The sequence below is a fragment of the Izhakiella australiensis genome, assembly GCF_002006995.1.
In the GTDB taxonomy this organism is placed as follows: Bacteria; Pseudomonadota; Gammaproteobacteria; order Enterobacterales; family Enterobacteriaceae; genus Izhakiella; species Izhakiella australiensis.
This window is the reverse complement of sequence record NZ_MRUL01000007.1, coordinates 74,378-89,812: the sequence shown is the minus strand read 5'-3', so window position 1 is coordinate 89,812 and position 15,435 is coordinate 74,378. Positions and strand designations below refer to the sequence as shown.

The 15,435-nt window shown below is 52.9% G+C and carries 12 protein-coding genes; 5 read left to right on the top strand and 7 right to left on the bottom strand.

Going from position 1 to position 15,435, the window contains the following annotated elements:
- Positions 1-45: 45 nt before the first annotated feature.
- The 4 genes from BTJ39_RS11905 to BTJ39_RS11890 form a co-directional block, all read right to left on the bottom strand.
- A complete protein-coding gene (locus tag BTJ39_RS11905; protein ID WP_078002923.1) occupies positions 46-363 on the bottom strand; it encodes a DUF496 family protein in 318 nt (105 codons plus the stop codon).
- A gap of 164 nt (positions 364-527) precedes the next feature.
- Positions 528-1,586, bottom strand: a complete 1,059-nt coding sequence (locus tag BTJ39_RS11900) for an FUSC family protein (protein WP_078002922.1) — start codon at positions 1,584-1,586, stop codon at positions 528-530.
- 243 nt (positions 1,587-1,829) lie between these two features.
- The gene (gene dacD, locus BTJ39_RS11895) at positions 1,830-2,999 is read right to left on the bottom strand and encodes a serine-type D-Ala-D-Ala carboxypeptidase DacD (RefSeq protein ID WP_078002921.1); all 1,170 of its coding nucleotides are present in this window, start codon (positions 2,997-2,999) and stop codon (positions 1,830-1,832) included.
- Positions 3,000-3,277: 278 nt separating this feature from the next.
- Positions 3,278-5,029, bottom strand: a complete 1,752-nt coding sequence (locus BTJ39_RS11890) for a glycosyl hydrolase family 28-related protein (protein ID WP_078002920.1) — start codon at positions 5,027-5,029, stop codon at positions 3,278-3,280.
- A 455-nt stretch (positions 5,030-5,484) separates the two neighbouring features.
- Between BTJ39_RS11890 and BTJ39_RS11885 the strand changes: the two genes are divergently transcribed.
- The 5 genes from BTJ39_RS11885 to sbcB all read left to right on the top strand — a co-directional run bounded on the left by BTJ39_RS11885 (position 5,485) and on the right by sbcB (position 10,787).
- Positions 5,485-6,177, top strand: a complete 693-nt coding sequence (locus BTJ39_RS11885; protein WP_078002919.1) for an XRE family transcriptional regulator — start codon at positions 5,485-5,487, stop codon at positions 6,175-6,177.
- A gap of 99 nt (positions 6,178-6,276) precedes the next feature.
- On the top strand, positions 6,277-6,438 hold the full coding sequence (locus tag BTJ39_RS24865) for a hypothetical protein (RefSeq protein ID WP_176110301.1): 162 nt from the start codon (positions 6,277-6,279) through the stop codon (positions 6,436-6,438).
- A gap of 90 nt (positions 6,439-6,528) precedes the next feature.
- Positions 6,529-7,458, top strand: coding sequence for a glycosyltransferase family 2 protein (locus tag BTJ39_RS11880; protein WP_078002918.1), 930 nt, complete (start codon positions 6,529-6,531; stop codon positions 7,456-7,458).
- Complete coding sequence (locus BTJ39_RS11875) at positions 7,451-8,971, top strand: hypothetical protein (RefSeq protein WP_078002917.1); 1,521 nt, start codon at positions 7,451-7,453, stop codon at positions 8,969-8,971. Before BTJ39_RS11880 ends, BTJ39_RS11875 begins: the two co-directional genes overlap by 8 nt.
- Before the next feature lie 388 nt (positions 8,972-9,359).
- Positions 9,360-10,787, top strand: a complete 1,428-nt coding sequence (gene sbcB, locus BTJ39_RS11870) for an exodeoxyribonuclease I (protein WP_176110300.1) — start codon at positions 9,360-9,362, stop codon at positions 10,785-10,787.
- Between the two features lie 47 nt (positions 10,788-10,834).
- On the opposite strand, the gene BTJ39_RS11865 is transcribed toward sbcB, so the two are convergent.
- From BTJ39_RS11865 to BTJ39_RS11850, 3 genes are all read right to left on the bottom strand, one after another.
- Positions 10,835-12,193, bottom strand: coding sequence for an APC family permease (locus tag BTJ39_RS11865; protein ID WP_078002916.1), 1,359 nt, complete (start codon positions 12,191-12,193; stop codon positions 10,835-10,837).
- Positions 12,194-12,524: 331 nt separating this feature from the next.
- Positions 12,525-13,823: a 4-aminobutyrate--2-oxoglutarate transaminase gene (gabT, locus tag BTJ39_RS11855; protein WP_078002914.1), complete on the bottom strand. Its 1,299-nt coding sequence runs from the start codon at positions 13,821-13,823 to the stop codon at positions 12,525-12,527.
- A gap of 50 nt (positions 13,824-13,873) precedes the next feature.
- Entirely contained in the window at positions 13,874-15,292 is a 1,419-nt protein-coding gene (locus BTJ39_RS11850; RefSeq protein ID WP_078002913.1) for a glutamine synthetase family protein, read from the bottom strand.
- Between the last annotated feature and the right edge of the window lie 143 nt (positions 15,293-15,435).

Here is a 15,435-nt window from a genome sequence, read left to right as displayed (position 1 = left end):
TAAACGCACCCTCTGACATTAAGCAACTACGTCAGGCGAGTCGGTTCAGGCTTTCGGTTCGCCCAGCGCCTTTAGTTTTTTCGAAATTTCTTTGCGCTCTTTTGACAGATCGGCGTTTTTGATAATGTGATCGTCAACGCGGTCTTCATAGTCACCGCGCATGCTGGCAATAATCTCCTGAATCGCCTCAATGCTCATTCCCGGCTTAATGTATTCACTCAGGTTGTCGAGTAACAGCACACGCTTCTGGTTATCACGGATTTTCTTCTCGTTATCGAGGATTTCCCGCTGAAGCTTATTTTTACGACGGAAAAGACGCACAAACTCAAGAACGTCCTGAAATGACTGCTTTGCATTTTCCATGTTGACACCTTCTTACTGTTAGCCTGTCAGCACAGGCAGCTTAATTTTCGCCTTCAGCTTAGCTGATTCTACTTTGCCGAGGACAATTCAGACATCGAAAATCGGAATGGCGTCTATTTTACCCTGAAACCGCCGGCACCGATACGCATGGTTTTCTGCGTTATTTATTTGCGCATTGCCAGCCGGACCAGATCGGTTATGCGCTCCAGCTGGCCCGCCATTTCGATGCTAAGCCAGGCATAGCCATAAGCCGCCACCTGCTGATGATTATTAATCTGCTGCTCACTGAGCAGCTCACGCAGCTCACGACTGCTGGCAGCCAGCGCTTCACTGGTCAGGGCGATGTTGTCGGTATCGCCTTCCAGCAGGCTGCGCGAAAGCGCCCGCAGGCTATTTTCAATCTGCTGCTGGGTCGCACGCAGCGTCGGCGCGCTGAGCAACATCAGATGGGTTTCCCGCGAGGACCACCAGGCGTTCAGCTGTAATTCCAGGGTACAAACCATATTACGATTAAGCGTCTGGATCCCTTCAAAAACGGATTTTGGAATGCGCGATTCTTTACTGGCAGGCTCCAGCATCGAACGCATGCGAACCACGGCAACCATCAGACGCTGCAGCGGATTTTTTAAATGGGGACGCTCAACCAGATTAGGTGAAAAGCCAGCGTGATAGATTTTAGCGATTTCCAGCAAAACGTCAGAAAGCCGGATACGCCACTGGGTATAAGCTCGCGCCGGCCAGATGCTGGTATAAACCAGCGCCAGCACCGAACCAATAATGACGTCGCCGCCGCGCCACAGCGCCATTTCGATATCTCCCCGGACCGCGCTGCTAACGACCGCCAGAGTAATGCCAATCAGCAGCGCCATGTAAGGATGCTTACCCAATGTCAAATAGCCGCAGGTGAACATTACTATGGCGCACCACAGCAGCATAACCGGCAGAGAAAAAAGTTCGAGATAGAGTGCAATCAGTCCGGAAATAACGCCGATCACCGTGCCGGTAATGCGTTGTAAAGCGCGGGGAAAGACGTTACCCCAGCTGGAGACCGGCCCCATAACCACGACGATAGTGATCAGCGGCCAGCTGCCTTCGGGAATATCCAGCAGGCGCACCATCAGGAAAGTCAGGACAAATGCCAGCGCGATGCGCACGCCGTGGACAACACGATGATAGCGATAAACTTTGAGTTTAAATGCTGAAATGGGCTTGTCGGGTCGCACTCCTCAGCTCCGTCAGTAAAAACTGACGCCCAGCATACCTCAATATTTACGCGTTATGACAATGACGTGAGATTATTCTTATGTAAACCGCTGACTTTGCATTTAAAAAAACATCCAGCAAACCTGAGAATAACCTGACCATAACGCCTGATTTACCGCTGATAAACAACCATAACAGCCAGCGCGATGGCGGAAGCTTACCGGGCGCGGTTGTAACGCAGCCCGGTCTTCATATCGTGGAGCTTATAGCTTGAGTGAGAGGTAATCAGAAATACGCCTGAACAGCCCTCCCTGCTTCACCTGCTGCAATGCCACCAGCGGATAGCTGGCAAGCTTTTTGTCCTTGTCAAAGACCTGTACTGTACCAATCTGCTCATCGGCCTTGATGGGCGCTTCCAGATTCTTATGGTCGATGACGTAGCGGGCGGTAATCTGTTTCACATCATCTTTTGGCACCGAGAGATAGACATCTTTGTCGACGCCAACGTTGACCTGTTGAGGATCGCCGTACCACACCCGCTCATGGTTGATAGTTTTGCCGCCGTGAAACAGCTGAATGGTGGTAAAGTTGTTCTGCCCCCAGACCAGCAGCTTACGCGCCTGCTCCTCGCGCCCGCGTGAGCTTTTACCGCCCATTATCACCGCAATCAGTCGCTGACTGCCGTTTACGCTGGAAGCGATAAGGTTAAAGCCTGCGGTTTCGGTATGGCCGGTTTTCAGCCCGTCAACATGCAGCGTTTTATCCCATAGCAGACCGTTGCGATTTTGCTGAGTGATACCGTTCCAGGTCAGCTGCTTGCCGCTGTATAGCTGATAAAACTCCGGCTTGCCGTGAATGATATCGCGCGACAGCTTTGCCAGGTCGAGCGCGGTACTGTACTGACCGGGCGCGTCAAGACCGTGGACGGTTTCAAAGTGCGTGTTGGTCAGACCGAGCGTTTTAACGTAATGATTCATCAGCGCTACAAAGTTTTGCTGGTTTCCGGCCACATAATCCGCCAGCGCTACGCAGGCGTCGTTACCCGAATCGATGATCACCCCGCGGCTCAGATCGCGCACGCTGAGCTTATCGCCCGGCTTAAGAAACATCAGCGAAGAACCCTTAAATACCTGATTTCCCGCCGCCCAGGCATCCTTACCGACGGTAACAATATCATCACTGCTGATACGGTGGCTCTCGATGGCCCGATCGACGACATAGCCGGTCATTAGTTTCGTCAGGCTGGCGGGATTACGGCGTTCATTTTCATTGCCCTGCGTCAGCACCTGGCCGGTGGTGGCATCCATTAAAACCCTGGAAGCCGCATCAACAGAAGGAGGCGTAAGCGGAAAGCTGAAGGCGTTATCATCCGCCCGGGCATGAGCAAAACCCACAAGTAAAAAAGAGCAACCAACCAACAAACGCGTTTTCAAACCAGTATCCTCACGCAGTGAAGCAGAAATAATGGCCGATGTTTTACGTCAATCGTCAGCGCAGAGTGTTATCTAATTGCAAGTAAATGTTTTTTCCGGCCTGGCCTTCCCTTTGGCCGCGCCATCAGCGCGTCACAGACAGCGTAACTGACTTTATTAATCCGGCGCGTCAGCAGGCTTTTATTCAAAAACCGTCGTAAAAGCCGGGCCCCGTTGGCAGCAGGCCCATAATGGACTGATTTTCCCGAATAGCGGCAAAATCAGTCCATATCCAGTGGCTAATAGAATGGCACTTTACGGTTGACGCCGTTGATATTTAACGTGACATAGCCGGTGGGTGTCGTGGTGGTCGGCGCCGTGGCGCTGGCCGTGGCGAGGGTAACAATGCCACTTTCATTAGCACCGATGCCCGCCAGTCCATTGTGCAGCGCCAGCCGCGCGTTAGGAGCAATGGTGCCCATGGTGGTGGTATCCGTCACCAGGCTGAGGTCAGGGGTGAAGTTACAGCAGGCACCCGCCTCAAAGCGCGTTGGCCCCGTGGAAGTCAGGTTAAAGATGGCGTCGCCGCAGCCGGCCTTCAGCTTAACCCAGACTTCCGCGACATCCGGCCAGGTCCGTTTGTAGCGCACATCCACCACCGGCGAGTAGCCCTGGTGGGAGATATCCGCCCACACCGCACTGGTGCAGCGTTGCATATTAAGGTAGGTTCGTCCGGCGCCGACCGTTTGCAACGGGCTGCCCGCCACGCCGGATGGCGTATCCGGACTCTGCTTGCCGACCATCTCAATCATCCACTGCTGGTTCATCTGCGGAAACGTGAATTTTCCTAAGCGATACCAGTTATCGCTACCAGAGGTATTGGTAATTTTATAGCCGCTGTACCAGCCGGCCTTCATCGAACCGGTCATCATGGTGCCGTAGTTTTCATCCCGTCTCCAGCCCATTTCATAGCCGGACAGCCAGCGTCCTGGCGAGCTTTCGGTGCTGAAACCACCGCCGGTTTGCAGATTAAGCTGGCGCATCTGGATACGACTGTTATCAAGGTTAAGCGGATTAGCGCAATCCTCCATGCTCAGCGCGTCAATAATCCACTGCCCATTGGAAAGATCGCCGGGAAAACGGGTATGTTCAATCCAGACGTTGCGAATTATCCCCTGCGTAACGCGCGGCATATAAAGCACTGCATCGCTGTAGCCGAACTGAAAGTTGGCGTTAGTCAGCTCAATCGCCGTTGAGTGGTCCCAGACGCCTTTAGGGGAATTTGACCAGCCAATATCAAAAATACGCGCATAAGTGTACTGCGTGTAGATCTGATTGAAGCGGGTATCGAGCGTATCCATCAGCTTCACCGCCGTGCCGCCGTTGTTATAAACCCGGAAGCTGGTGATGTTAACAAACTCCCCTTCAATCGTGATGTTTTCGAAAAAAGGCTGCTGGTTGGAAACCATATCGGGCGTAATGGCGCCAGTATTGGCGGTGGTATCCGCCTTAGCCTGACCATTCCAGGTAATGCCGTTAATAGACGTACGACGGGCGTTCACTTTGAACACCGGCAAGTTGGATTGATCCGATACGATGGTCGTTCCGGGACGCAGACCATAAGGGTTATCATCGCCAAAAATCGCAAAGAACGGCATTTCTTTCGCCGTTAAGTCAATCGGACTGATAAAAAACCGGCCGGGCGGGAAGCGTACCCCAATGTCCATGGCATCGCTATTGTAATTAACTGACCAGTTCAGCATGCGCTTGAAGGCATCGCTGTCATCGGTTACGCCATCACCTTTCGCGCCAAAATGCAGCAGATTCACTTCGCTGGTATGGTTGATAACGCGTTTCCAGTAAAAGCTGTTGCCGCTTTTTGCCAGCGTACCGCCATCATCTGCCTGACTGGTGGTTCCGGGGAAACCGACGAACATGCCGCCGCCGCGAAAAGTCGAATCTTTATCGTAATAGCGTTTAAGCAAGGCCATATCACCAGCGGCCTGTGGAGCGGTAGTACGTAACTCAGCAAAAGAATTTACTTCAATCATGATGTACTCCTGTTAACGCAGCCATGCCGCTGGCTCAGCACAATTGCTGCCAGTCGGGATGCTGCAGATGGTGGGTAAACGTGTGAAAAGCGGTCAGTACGGCACTGGCCGCGCAGATAAATAGCGCGGTCAGCTATGAGGGAATTGGATTGCTGCGGCCTGATGCCGGTGAGGTGTTCACCACGCGGCCAACAATGACCAGCAGCGAATAAGACTGCGCGTTTCAGACAGCAGCATCAGTCCGACGCCTCACGGCGGTGTCGGGAGCGTTGCTTAACTACGTGTGCCTGTATCGGCGCAGCCTGATTGTATAAAGAGCGGGTGGTTACAAGATCAAATGTCGCGGCATTATTGACTGCCTTGCCATTTTTAATGCGTTATACGCATATTAGTGGTTACGCATAATTTGCGCAAGGAACATTGCGCATTACGCATAAAAAGATTTTAATGGCCACATGAAACCGGGTGAACGAATCAGACAACTGCGCAAGACTCAAGGCATGACGCTGCACGAACTGGCCCTGCGTACCGAAAGCGACGTGGGCAATTTGTCGCGCCTCGAGCGCGGGGTTCAGGGTTACAGCGAACTGATGCTACAAAAGATTGCAGCGGCGCTTGAAACCGACGTCGCCACTTTTTTTACCGCACCTGAAACCGAGATCGCCGCAGAAAAAAAATCGCCCCTCCTCCCATCAAATGGACGCAGTGAGAGTAAAATATTTCGCATCCACCGGCTTGATTTACCGACGCCAGCCGCTGAGATTAATGCAGCAAATGACACGGTTGCGCTAATACGCGCCCTTGAGCTTGAGCCAGAGCGTGCGCGCCTGATTTTTGGCTCGCTGCCGGCAGACAGCATCCGCCTGATTAACCTTAAGGGCGACAGTATGGCGCCCACGCTTGAGCCGGCCGACCTGGTTTTTATTGATATTTCGGTTAATGCTTTTGACGGTGACGGCATTTATATCTTCAGCTTTAACGGCAATCTGTTCGTTAAACGCCTGCAACAGGTGAAATCAAGCCTTTACGTACTTTCCGATAACACGCGCTATAAAGAGTGGATAATTTCCGAACAGGAAATCCCTTCGCTACAGCTACTCGGTCGGGTAATTGGCGCCCAGTCGCAGCATTACCGTCATCTCGGTTAACACCACGCATTATTATTTTCGCCTCGCCTTGATAAATTTGCGCATAACGCATAAATTTATAACTCAAACAATAATTTTGCTATTGATGAGGAGAGTCGAATGAACGCCCGCGAACGTCGTGCCCAGCGCTACCGTGAAAGATGCAAACGCCTGAATCGTAAACTCACAGAAGCCATCAGCGGCTGTTCATGGCGGGTAGCAAAAGCGACGGGTGAAACCACGGCAACCGACTCGCGGAAAGGTTCTGACAATAAAAGTTAAAAGCTTTTGCCCGCTCCGGGCAAATGCTACAATACAGAACATTCTGATTACCCTCATGAAGTGCCGCCTTTGTTGACTCAGGAATACCGAATGAATATTTCCCTTATCGTGCCGGTTTTCAACGAGGAGCAAGCGGTTCCGGTTTTTTATAAAGCAGTCCGGGAAGCGGCAAGCCTGAAATCTTACACCGTTGAGATTGTTTTTATTAATGACGGAAGCCGCGATGCAACCGAATCAATTATTGATGCGCTGGCCGTGTCAGACCCGCTGGTACGGGCACTCTCTTTTACCCGCAACTTTGGTAAAGAAGCCGCACTGTTCGCCGGTCTGGATAATGCCAGCGGCGATGCGATGATTCCAATTGATGTCGATTTGCAGGATCCGATAGACGTTATTCCGCTGCTGGTGGACAAATGGCAGCGCGGCGCAGACATTGTTCTGGCTAAGCGTAGCGACCGTTCCAGCGATAGCCATTTTAAGCGCGTAAGCGCTAACTGGTTTTATAAGCTGCACAATAAGATAAGCCACCCGAAAATTGAAGAAAACGTCGGCGACTTCAGGCTAATGACGCGGGAAACGGTAGAAAACATCCGCCGCATGCCTGAGCGTAATTTGTTTATGAAAGGGGTTTTTTCGTGGGTTGGCGGTAATATCGACGTGGTGGAATACACCCGGGCTGAACGCAGCGTCGGGGTATCAAAATTTAATGGCTGGAAGCTGTGGAATCTCGCGCTGGAAGGTATTACTTCTTTCTCGACTTTGCCACTGCGAGTCTGGACCTATGCCGGCTTCGCCGTCGCGCTACTCTCATTTTTTTACGCCGTGTGGATGGTTATAGATAAGCTTGTCTGGGGTAACCCGGTAGCCGGCTATCCCTCTTTATTAGTATCGATACTCTTTCTCGGTGGCGTGCAGTTAATTGGCATCGGCGTGCTGGGTGAATATATCGGCCGCATTTATATTGAAACAAAAAAAAGACCGCTATATTTTTTAAAAAACAAAGGGCGACATGATGTCTGAATTTTTTTCCGCCAGGCGCATAGCGGGATGGTGTTTTGCGCTGCTGGCTGTTGTGGTTTCTGTGTTATTAACCTGGCGTTATTTCCCCATTGAACCGGATGTGGCTAACAGTCCGCTGGTCTGGCGCGGCTTTCTTAGCGAAGGCTTCAGCGTATTTCATGACTGGTGTCCTACGGCAGATAACTGGTACTTCACCGTTTATCCGATTAATTTCCTGTTTTTTATATTAACTGGCTCAGACGGCATGCCAGCGCTCATTATCTCCACGGCGCTGTTTGTTTCTTTAACGGCGATAATCGCCACCTGGATGCTAAACCGGGTGGAAAAAAGCTATGCATCATTACTGGCATTACTGACGCTAACCTGCCTGCCAGCCTTCGTGCTAACGCAAGGCTTTGCCGGCCACCCCTTTTCCCACTATTCGACCAACTTCTTCGGCGTGCTGGCGCTGGCGCTGGCATTTTACAATTTGCAGCGCAATGCGCTGTGGATTGCCCTGCTCTATAGCCTGCTGTCATTTTTCGCCTCGGCATCTGACCCCTGGTTTCTGGCCACATTTTATTTACCGCTGCTGTTGACGCTGAGTTATTTAGCCTTGAAAAAACAGGTGCGAAAGACCCACCTGCTGCTATTTTTGATCACCTTTATCATGTCTTTTACCCATGCGCCGCAGCGCTGGTTCGGCCTGCCCAAGCAGTCTTTTACCATCCAGCCACTGGAGCAGTGGTGGACCAATGCCGGCTGGGCATGGCATGTGCTGGGTAAAAGCCTTAATCTGTTTTTCTTTGATAACGCCCTGGCACAGGGCTTATCTCTGGTGCTATGGCTGGGCGTACTGACCTACGGATTTGTTATCGCATTAAAAAACGGCTTGCAGGCAAGATTCATCGCGCTTTGTAGCTTCTTCTCAATTTCCGGCATTATCGCTTCTTTTATTATCAGCTACGATGCACCAGCCAGTAACTCAGCGCGTTTTTTTATCAACGTCATCATATTCGGCGTGATGCTTACTACGCTGGCCTTCATTATCCGACGCCGCTGGCCGCTGGCCCTCTGTTTGCTATTATTTGCAGCCTCATCCGTCGGCTCATACAACCAGATAACCCGACCCTATCTCGATCAGCAAAAGCCCACGGATGAATACATTGCTTTTTTGCAGTCGCATCAGCTTAGCTATGGCTACAGCGAGTATTGGCTACAAGCCAATATCGTCAACTGGTTTACCAACGGTAAAATCCACATTACCTCGGTTTGGTTCAATCCGACTGATAATAAAATTAATTTTGATGCTGTGCGCGGACAAACGATGGCTTCCTGGTTACAGCCAGCCTTTATCAATACCGCACCGCAACGCCAGTTCGTCGCTATTGCCGCAGTGGCGGATAACGATCCTCATTCGGTGGCGAATCAGCGCCTGGATGCAATCAGGTCACAGCTTGGCAGGCCAGACGAAGTGCTGGTTTTCCACGATCGGACGCTGTTTGTTTACAATAACAGGATTGCGCTACGCTAAACTTAATCGCCGGTAGGCTTTTACCTGCCGGCCCGCACGCCGTAGCGGAGCGCAACGCGTTACGCGACTGTGCGTCGCCTTAACAACCCATACCGCGGCAAACGAACGTCGTTACCGTGTGGCGCGCTGCGGTTTCCCATCCCACCAGCATTTATATCCCCCAGCAGCCTCTCCCGCAGACTAAACCCATTAACATCGGTTATTTCAGTTGGCCCTGTATATGGTTTACCATATAAGGCGCGGGGATTCGCATCGCGGATTGCCATTGTTAGTATTTTGTACTCACCTTGTACTGATTCTGACAGGTAAGAAATAGTAGCGGGATGCGTTAATTAACATCTGTAAAACAGCAATATACTTACGAAAAACTTATCAGGCTTAAGCACGCATGAGCAAAGAAATTCCGAGCAGTTTCCTCTTCCACGACTACGAAACCTTCGGCACCAGCCCGGCACTGGACCGCCCGGCGCAGTTTGCCGGCGTGCGCACCGACAGCGACTTCAACATTATCGGCGAGCCGGAAGTATTTTACTGCAAACCCGCAGACGATTACCTGCCGCAGCCGGAAGCGGTGATGATTACCGGCATTACGCCGCAGCAGGCCAGCGCCCGCGGCGTTAATGAAGCGGAATTTACCCGACGTATCCATCAGCTTTTCTCTCAGCCGGCGACCTGCGTTGTCGGATACAACAATATCCGTTTTGACGATGAGGTGACGCGTAACCTCTGCTATCGTAACTTTTTTGATCCTTACGCCTGGAGCTGGCAAAACGGCAACAGCCGCTGGGATCTCCTGGATATCATGCGCGCCTGTTACGCCCTGCGTCCCGATGGCATTATCTGGCCGGAGAATGATGACGGTTTTCCCAGCTTTCGCCTTGAGCATCTGACCAAAGCCAACGGCGTAGCACATGAAAATGCCCACGATGCGATGTCTGACGTTTATGCCACTATCGCCATGGCTAAGCTGGTAAAAGCAAAGCAGCCACGATTATTTGATTATCTCTATAGCCATCGCGGCAAGCAGAAGCTGGCAACGCTTATTGATATCCCTCAAATGAAACCGCTGGTGCATATTTCCGGCATGTTTGGCGCCAGCCGCGGCAACACCAGTCTGATTGTTCCACTGGCCTGGCACCCGGACAACCGGAATGCGGTTATCACCTGTGACCTGGCCGGCGATATGTCTCCCCTGCTGTCTTTAAGCACCGATCAGTTGCGCGAACGGCTTTATACCAAGCGTACCGAGCTGGCAGAAGGTGAGTCTCCGGTGCCGCTTAAGCTGGTACATATTAATAAGTGTCCGGTGCTGGCACCCGTCAGCACTCTGCGCCAGCAGGATGCTGAGCGCCTGAACATTGACAGCCAGCGTTGCCTTGATAATCGCAGCCTGTTGCTACAGCATGCGGAAATCAGAGAAAAGGTGGTGGCTCTGTTTGCCGAAGCCCCGCCTTTTACGCCGGCGGATGACGTTGACACTCAGCTTTACGATGGCTTTTTCAGCGATGCAGACCGCAACGCAATGACAATTATCCAGCGCAGCGCGCCGGAAAACCTGCCGGCGCTGGCGCTGAGTTTTAATGATAAGCGTATCGAAAAACTGCTGTTTCGCTATCGGGCGCGTAACTTTCCCGGTACCCTGGACGATAGCGAGCAGCAGCGCTGGCTGCAGCACCGGCGCGAAGCGTTGAATCCTGAACGCGTAGAGCAATTTCTGCTGGAGCTGGAAGCGCTGGCGACGCGCTATGAGGGGGACAATGCGAAGATAAGTCAGTTGAAGGCGCTGTTTGAATACGCCAGAGAGCTGGTCTCCTGACAAAAAACGCGGGCCAGCAGACCCGCGTTGTTTATTATCAGGGCGGGTCACAGCCCCTCTTCACTATACTGCGGCACCGGATTACGGAAGCTGCGGGTTACCACCGCCAGATAGACGATACCCACCGAAGCCCAGACCAGGCCAAGAACCATTGAGCTCTCTTCGAGATTAATCCACAGCGCACCGACGGTCAGCGCCCCCAGAATCGGCAACAGCAGGTAATTAATATTATCTTTCAGCGTCCGGTTACGTTTTTCACGGATCCAGAACTGTGAAATCACCGACAGGTTGACGAAGGTAAACGCCACCAGCGCGCCGAAGTTAATCAGCGCTGTTGCGGTGACCAGGTCAAAGGTAATCGCCGAGAGCGCAATTGCGCCAACCAGCAGCACGTTCCACGTCGGGGTGTGCCATTTCGGATGGATAAAGCCGAAAAAGCGCTCCGGAAAAACGCCGTCGCGCCCCATGACGTACATCAGGCGGGAAACGCCTGCATGGGCAGCCATGCCGGAAGCTAACACCGTCACGCAGGAGAAAATCAGAATGCACCACTGGAAGGTTTTACCCGCCACGTAGAGCATGATTTCCGGCTGCGAAGCGTCCGGATGCTGAAAACGAGAGATATTCGGAAAATAGAGCTGCAAAAAGTAGGAGACAAAAATAAAGATAATGCCGCCTATTAGCGCCGTCAGGAAGATGGCGCGCGGAATTACGCGCTCTGCGTTTTTGGTTTCTTCAGACAGCGAGCTGATGCCATCAAAGCCCAGAAACGAAAAGCACAGAATGGTGGCGCCGGTGATCATCGGCACCACATGAGCGCCCGGTGACCAGAAGGGCCTGCTGCTTACCAGCGTCCCCGCGCCTTCACCGTGAGCAACGCCATAAATGACCAGCGCGACAATCACCGCCATGACCGCAATCTGCAGAATAACGATCAGGCTGTTGAAATTAGCCACGGTTTTAATACCGCGCAGGTTGAACAGGGTCATAAAGGTGACCAGCAGCACAACGAAAATCCACGACGGTATCGCCGGCACCAGCGCTTCAAAATAAATTTTAGCCAGCAGGATATTGATCATCGGCATGATCAAGTAGTCCAGCAGCGACGACCAGCCAACCATAAAGCCAACGTGCGGGCTGATAGCCTTCTGCGCATAGGTATAGGCAGAGCCAGCCGAAGGAAAACGACGCACCAGCTTACCGTAGCTCAGCGCGGTAAACAGGATCGCAATCAGCGCAAAGGCATAAGCCGTGGCGACGTGACCATCAGTTAAGCCGGAAACGATGCCGAAAGTATCGAACAGGGTCATCGGCTGCATGTAAGCCAGCCCCATCATGACGACCGGAAACAGCGTCAGCGTTTTTTTCAGGTGCGCGCGCGGCGCAGTATTGACGTCATGCATCATGGCGCAGTCCCCCGGCAGCGGCAACCATCAGGGGCTGACGCGCAGAGAAACTTCGTCGTGGGCAACTCGAAGGAATGACGGCTTTAACGCCATCATTTAAGTGAAGGGAGGTGCGAAGGAAACCTGTCTTCGCCGTGCCATAGCCCTGACGCAAACGCGCTGCGGCGAATACGGCTACCAGTTGGATATACTGCCCCATCTTTCTTTTCCTCAACATCACACGCTTTACGTGTTTCTGTGACTATCTATCCGGTACGCAGACCGGCCTCGTTAATATTGACTAGTGAGAAGGCAAAAAAAATAACCGGCGCGATAAGCGTCGGTTATAGTGTCATTTTGCCGGGGACGTATTTTGCACCATTTTAAAGCTCGATGCCAATATGCTGAGGCCTTCGTTGATAATTTGTTCACTGGCAGTGAGGGGAATAAGAAAGCGGATAACGTTGGCGCGCACGCCGCAGGCAAGCAGCACCAGGCCCTGACGCCCGGCCTCTTTCACCAGACGCTGCGTTAGCTCCGGCGCAGCTTTGCTTCGGTCTCCGCGCTCGACCAGTTCAATCGCCAGCATCGCACCCGGTCCGCGAATTTCACCAATACAATCATACTCCTGCGCCAGCGCGCTCAAACGCTCGCGTAGCCATTCGCCCTGCTGACAAGCGCGCTGATTAAGCTTTTCCTCTTCAATCAGCTCAACAACCGCCAGCGCAGCTGCGATAGCCACCGGGGATCCGGCATAGGTTCCACCGAGGCCTCCCGGCAACGCTTTGCTCATCAGTGAGCTGCGCCCGACCACGGCTGAAAGCGGAAAGCCGCCGGCCAGGCTTTTCGCCATAGTGATAATATCCGGCTCAACACCGCTATGTTCGATGGCAAACGTTTTGCCGGTGCGGCAGAAGCCGCTCTGAATTTCATCGGCGATCAGCACAATGCCGTGTTGGTCGCAGATTGCACGCAGCGCGCGTAAAAAGCTTGCCGGCGCCGGATAAAATCCGCCTTCGCCCTGCACCGGTTCAATAATTATCGCGGCGACTTCATCGGCGGCCACGTCGGCAGCGAACAACGTGTGCAATGCATCCAGCGACTGCTGTTCGCTCACCCCCAGATAATCAGCCGGATACGGCAGATGATAAATTTCCGCCGGGAACGGCCCGTAGCCTTTTTTATAGGGTGTTACTTTACCGGTTAGCGCCATCCCCAGCAGCGTGCGGCCATGAAAGCCGCCGCGAAAAGCCACGACGGCCCGGCGCCCGCTGGCAATGCGCGCCACTTTGATCGCGTTCTCCACTGCCTCGGCGCCGGTAGACATCAACAAGGTTTGAGTCGGCCCGGCAATCGGCACCAGCGCATTGAGCTTTTCCGCCAGTTCAATATAGCTTGCGTAAGGCGTCACCTGAAAGCAGGGATGGGTAAACTGCTCAAGCTGCGTCTGAACGGCCGCGATAACCTTTGGATGATTATGGCCGGTATTCACCACCGCAATGCCAGAAGCGAAATCGATGTAGCGTCGGCCCTCCACATCCCACAGCTCGGCGTTGCGCGCTTTGGCGATATACACTGGCAGTGCGTTGCTAACGCCAGGTGTCACTGCTGCTTCCCGGCGTTGCTGCCAGGATTGATTACTTTGGCTCATGATGCGTCTCCGGGAATTGACCACCGGCCGCCGCTGCGGCCGGTGCTCCGTCAGGCGTTTTTCAGCATCCAGTCGATTTCGGTTGCGGTTATCAGGCGTTCAAAGTGCATAAGCTCGTGATTCTTGCAGGTGTGCCAGACAAAGCCAAAGCGTTCTCCCAGCAGCTTTTGCAGTGGATAGCTTTGCTCAAACTCCCACAGCGCATCGCTCTGACGAACGGGCAGCGCCAGCCCCTCAGCTTCATGGCCGTTGCCGGTCACCTCGGCGGGCAGCGGTAGTGCCGGCTGTTCCACACCATGCAGAATACCGGCCAGCAGAGCTGACATAACCAGATACGGGTTAGCATCCGCGCCTGCGACCCGGTATTCCACACGATGGTTGTCCCGATCGCCACAGGGTATGCGTAGCGCCACGGTACGATTATTGTGCCCCCATGAAGCCTGTAGCGGCACAAACGAGTCAGGAACAAAGCGACGGTAAGCATTAACATTCGGCGCCAGCAGCGCCATAGAAGCAGGCATTAAATCAAGCATTCCCGCCAGCGAACGGGCCAGCAAGGGTGAGTCGTTACCTTCATCATCGGCAAACAGGTTGCGATCGCTGGCATCCAGCATACTGAGGTGAATATGCATTCCACTGCCGGCATATTCCTCGTAGGGCTTGGCCATAAAAGTGGCATTCATGCCGTGCTTCTCGGCAACCTGACGAATCAGGCGTTTTAGCAAAATAGCATGGTCACAGGCGGCCAGTACGTTACGGGTATGGTGCAGGTTGATTTCAAACTGGCCAGGGGAAGCTTCCGCCAGCGCGCCGTCAGCCGGGATACCCTGTTGTTTTGCCAGGCTGTCGATATCCTGCAAAACCTCAGCGAAGTGGTCGAGGTTATCAACGGAATAGACCTGACACTGCATGTTGCGTTCTTCGCTGCCGGGCGCGCACGGCGGCTGAATATAGCCCTCGGCATCCCGCTGTTTATCGACCAGATAGAACTCCAGCTCTACCGCTACCACCGGAAAAAGGCCCTGATTACGTAGCTGCTGCCAGAGGTGATTCAGAACATTCCGGGGTTCAACGTCAAAGGGAGTGCCATCTTGATTGCGCATGGTAAGTAGCAATTGCGCCAGGTGTTGCGGATCGGAGGCCGAGGGAACAAGAGAACCTTCAACGGGCAGGCAGATGTTATCAGGCTCGCCGAGCGCCTGTCCGAGGCCGGCTTCTTCAACGGTGTTGCCGAGAATATCCATCGCAAATACCGAGGCCGGAAAATAACAGCCCTTATCCAGCTTGCTCAGGCCGCTAACCGGAATGCGCTTACCGCGAAAAACACCGTTTAAATCATTAAGCAGAATATCAACATATTGCGTTTCAGGATGGCGTTCCAGATAGGTTTGCACCTCATGCCGGAACGCGCTGGTTCGTTTCTCTTCACTGTGCCTGGTGAAGTCTTCTACTTCGATAATGTTAGTCATAAACACCTGCCGCTAGCCTTATGGAGGGGGTTTTGGCAATGCTCAAAATAACTGCCACCGTTTAACATTAGCGCTAACACAAAAAGTGTGCAAATGTAACATTCACGTTTGAATACTGCACAATTGATTGCTAGATTGAAAAT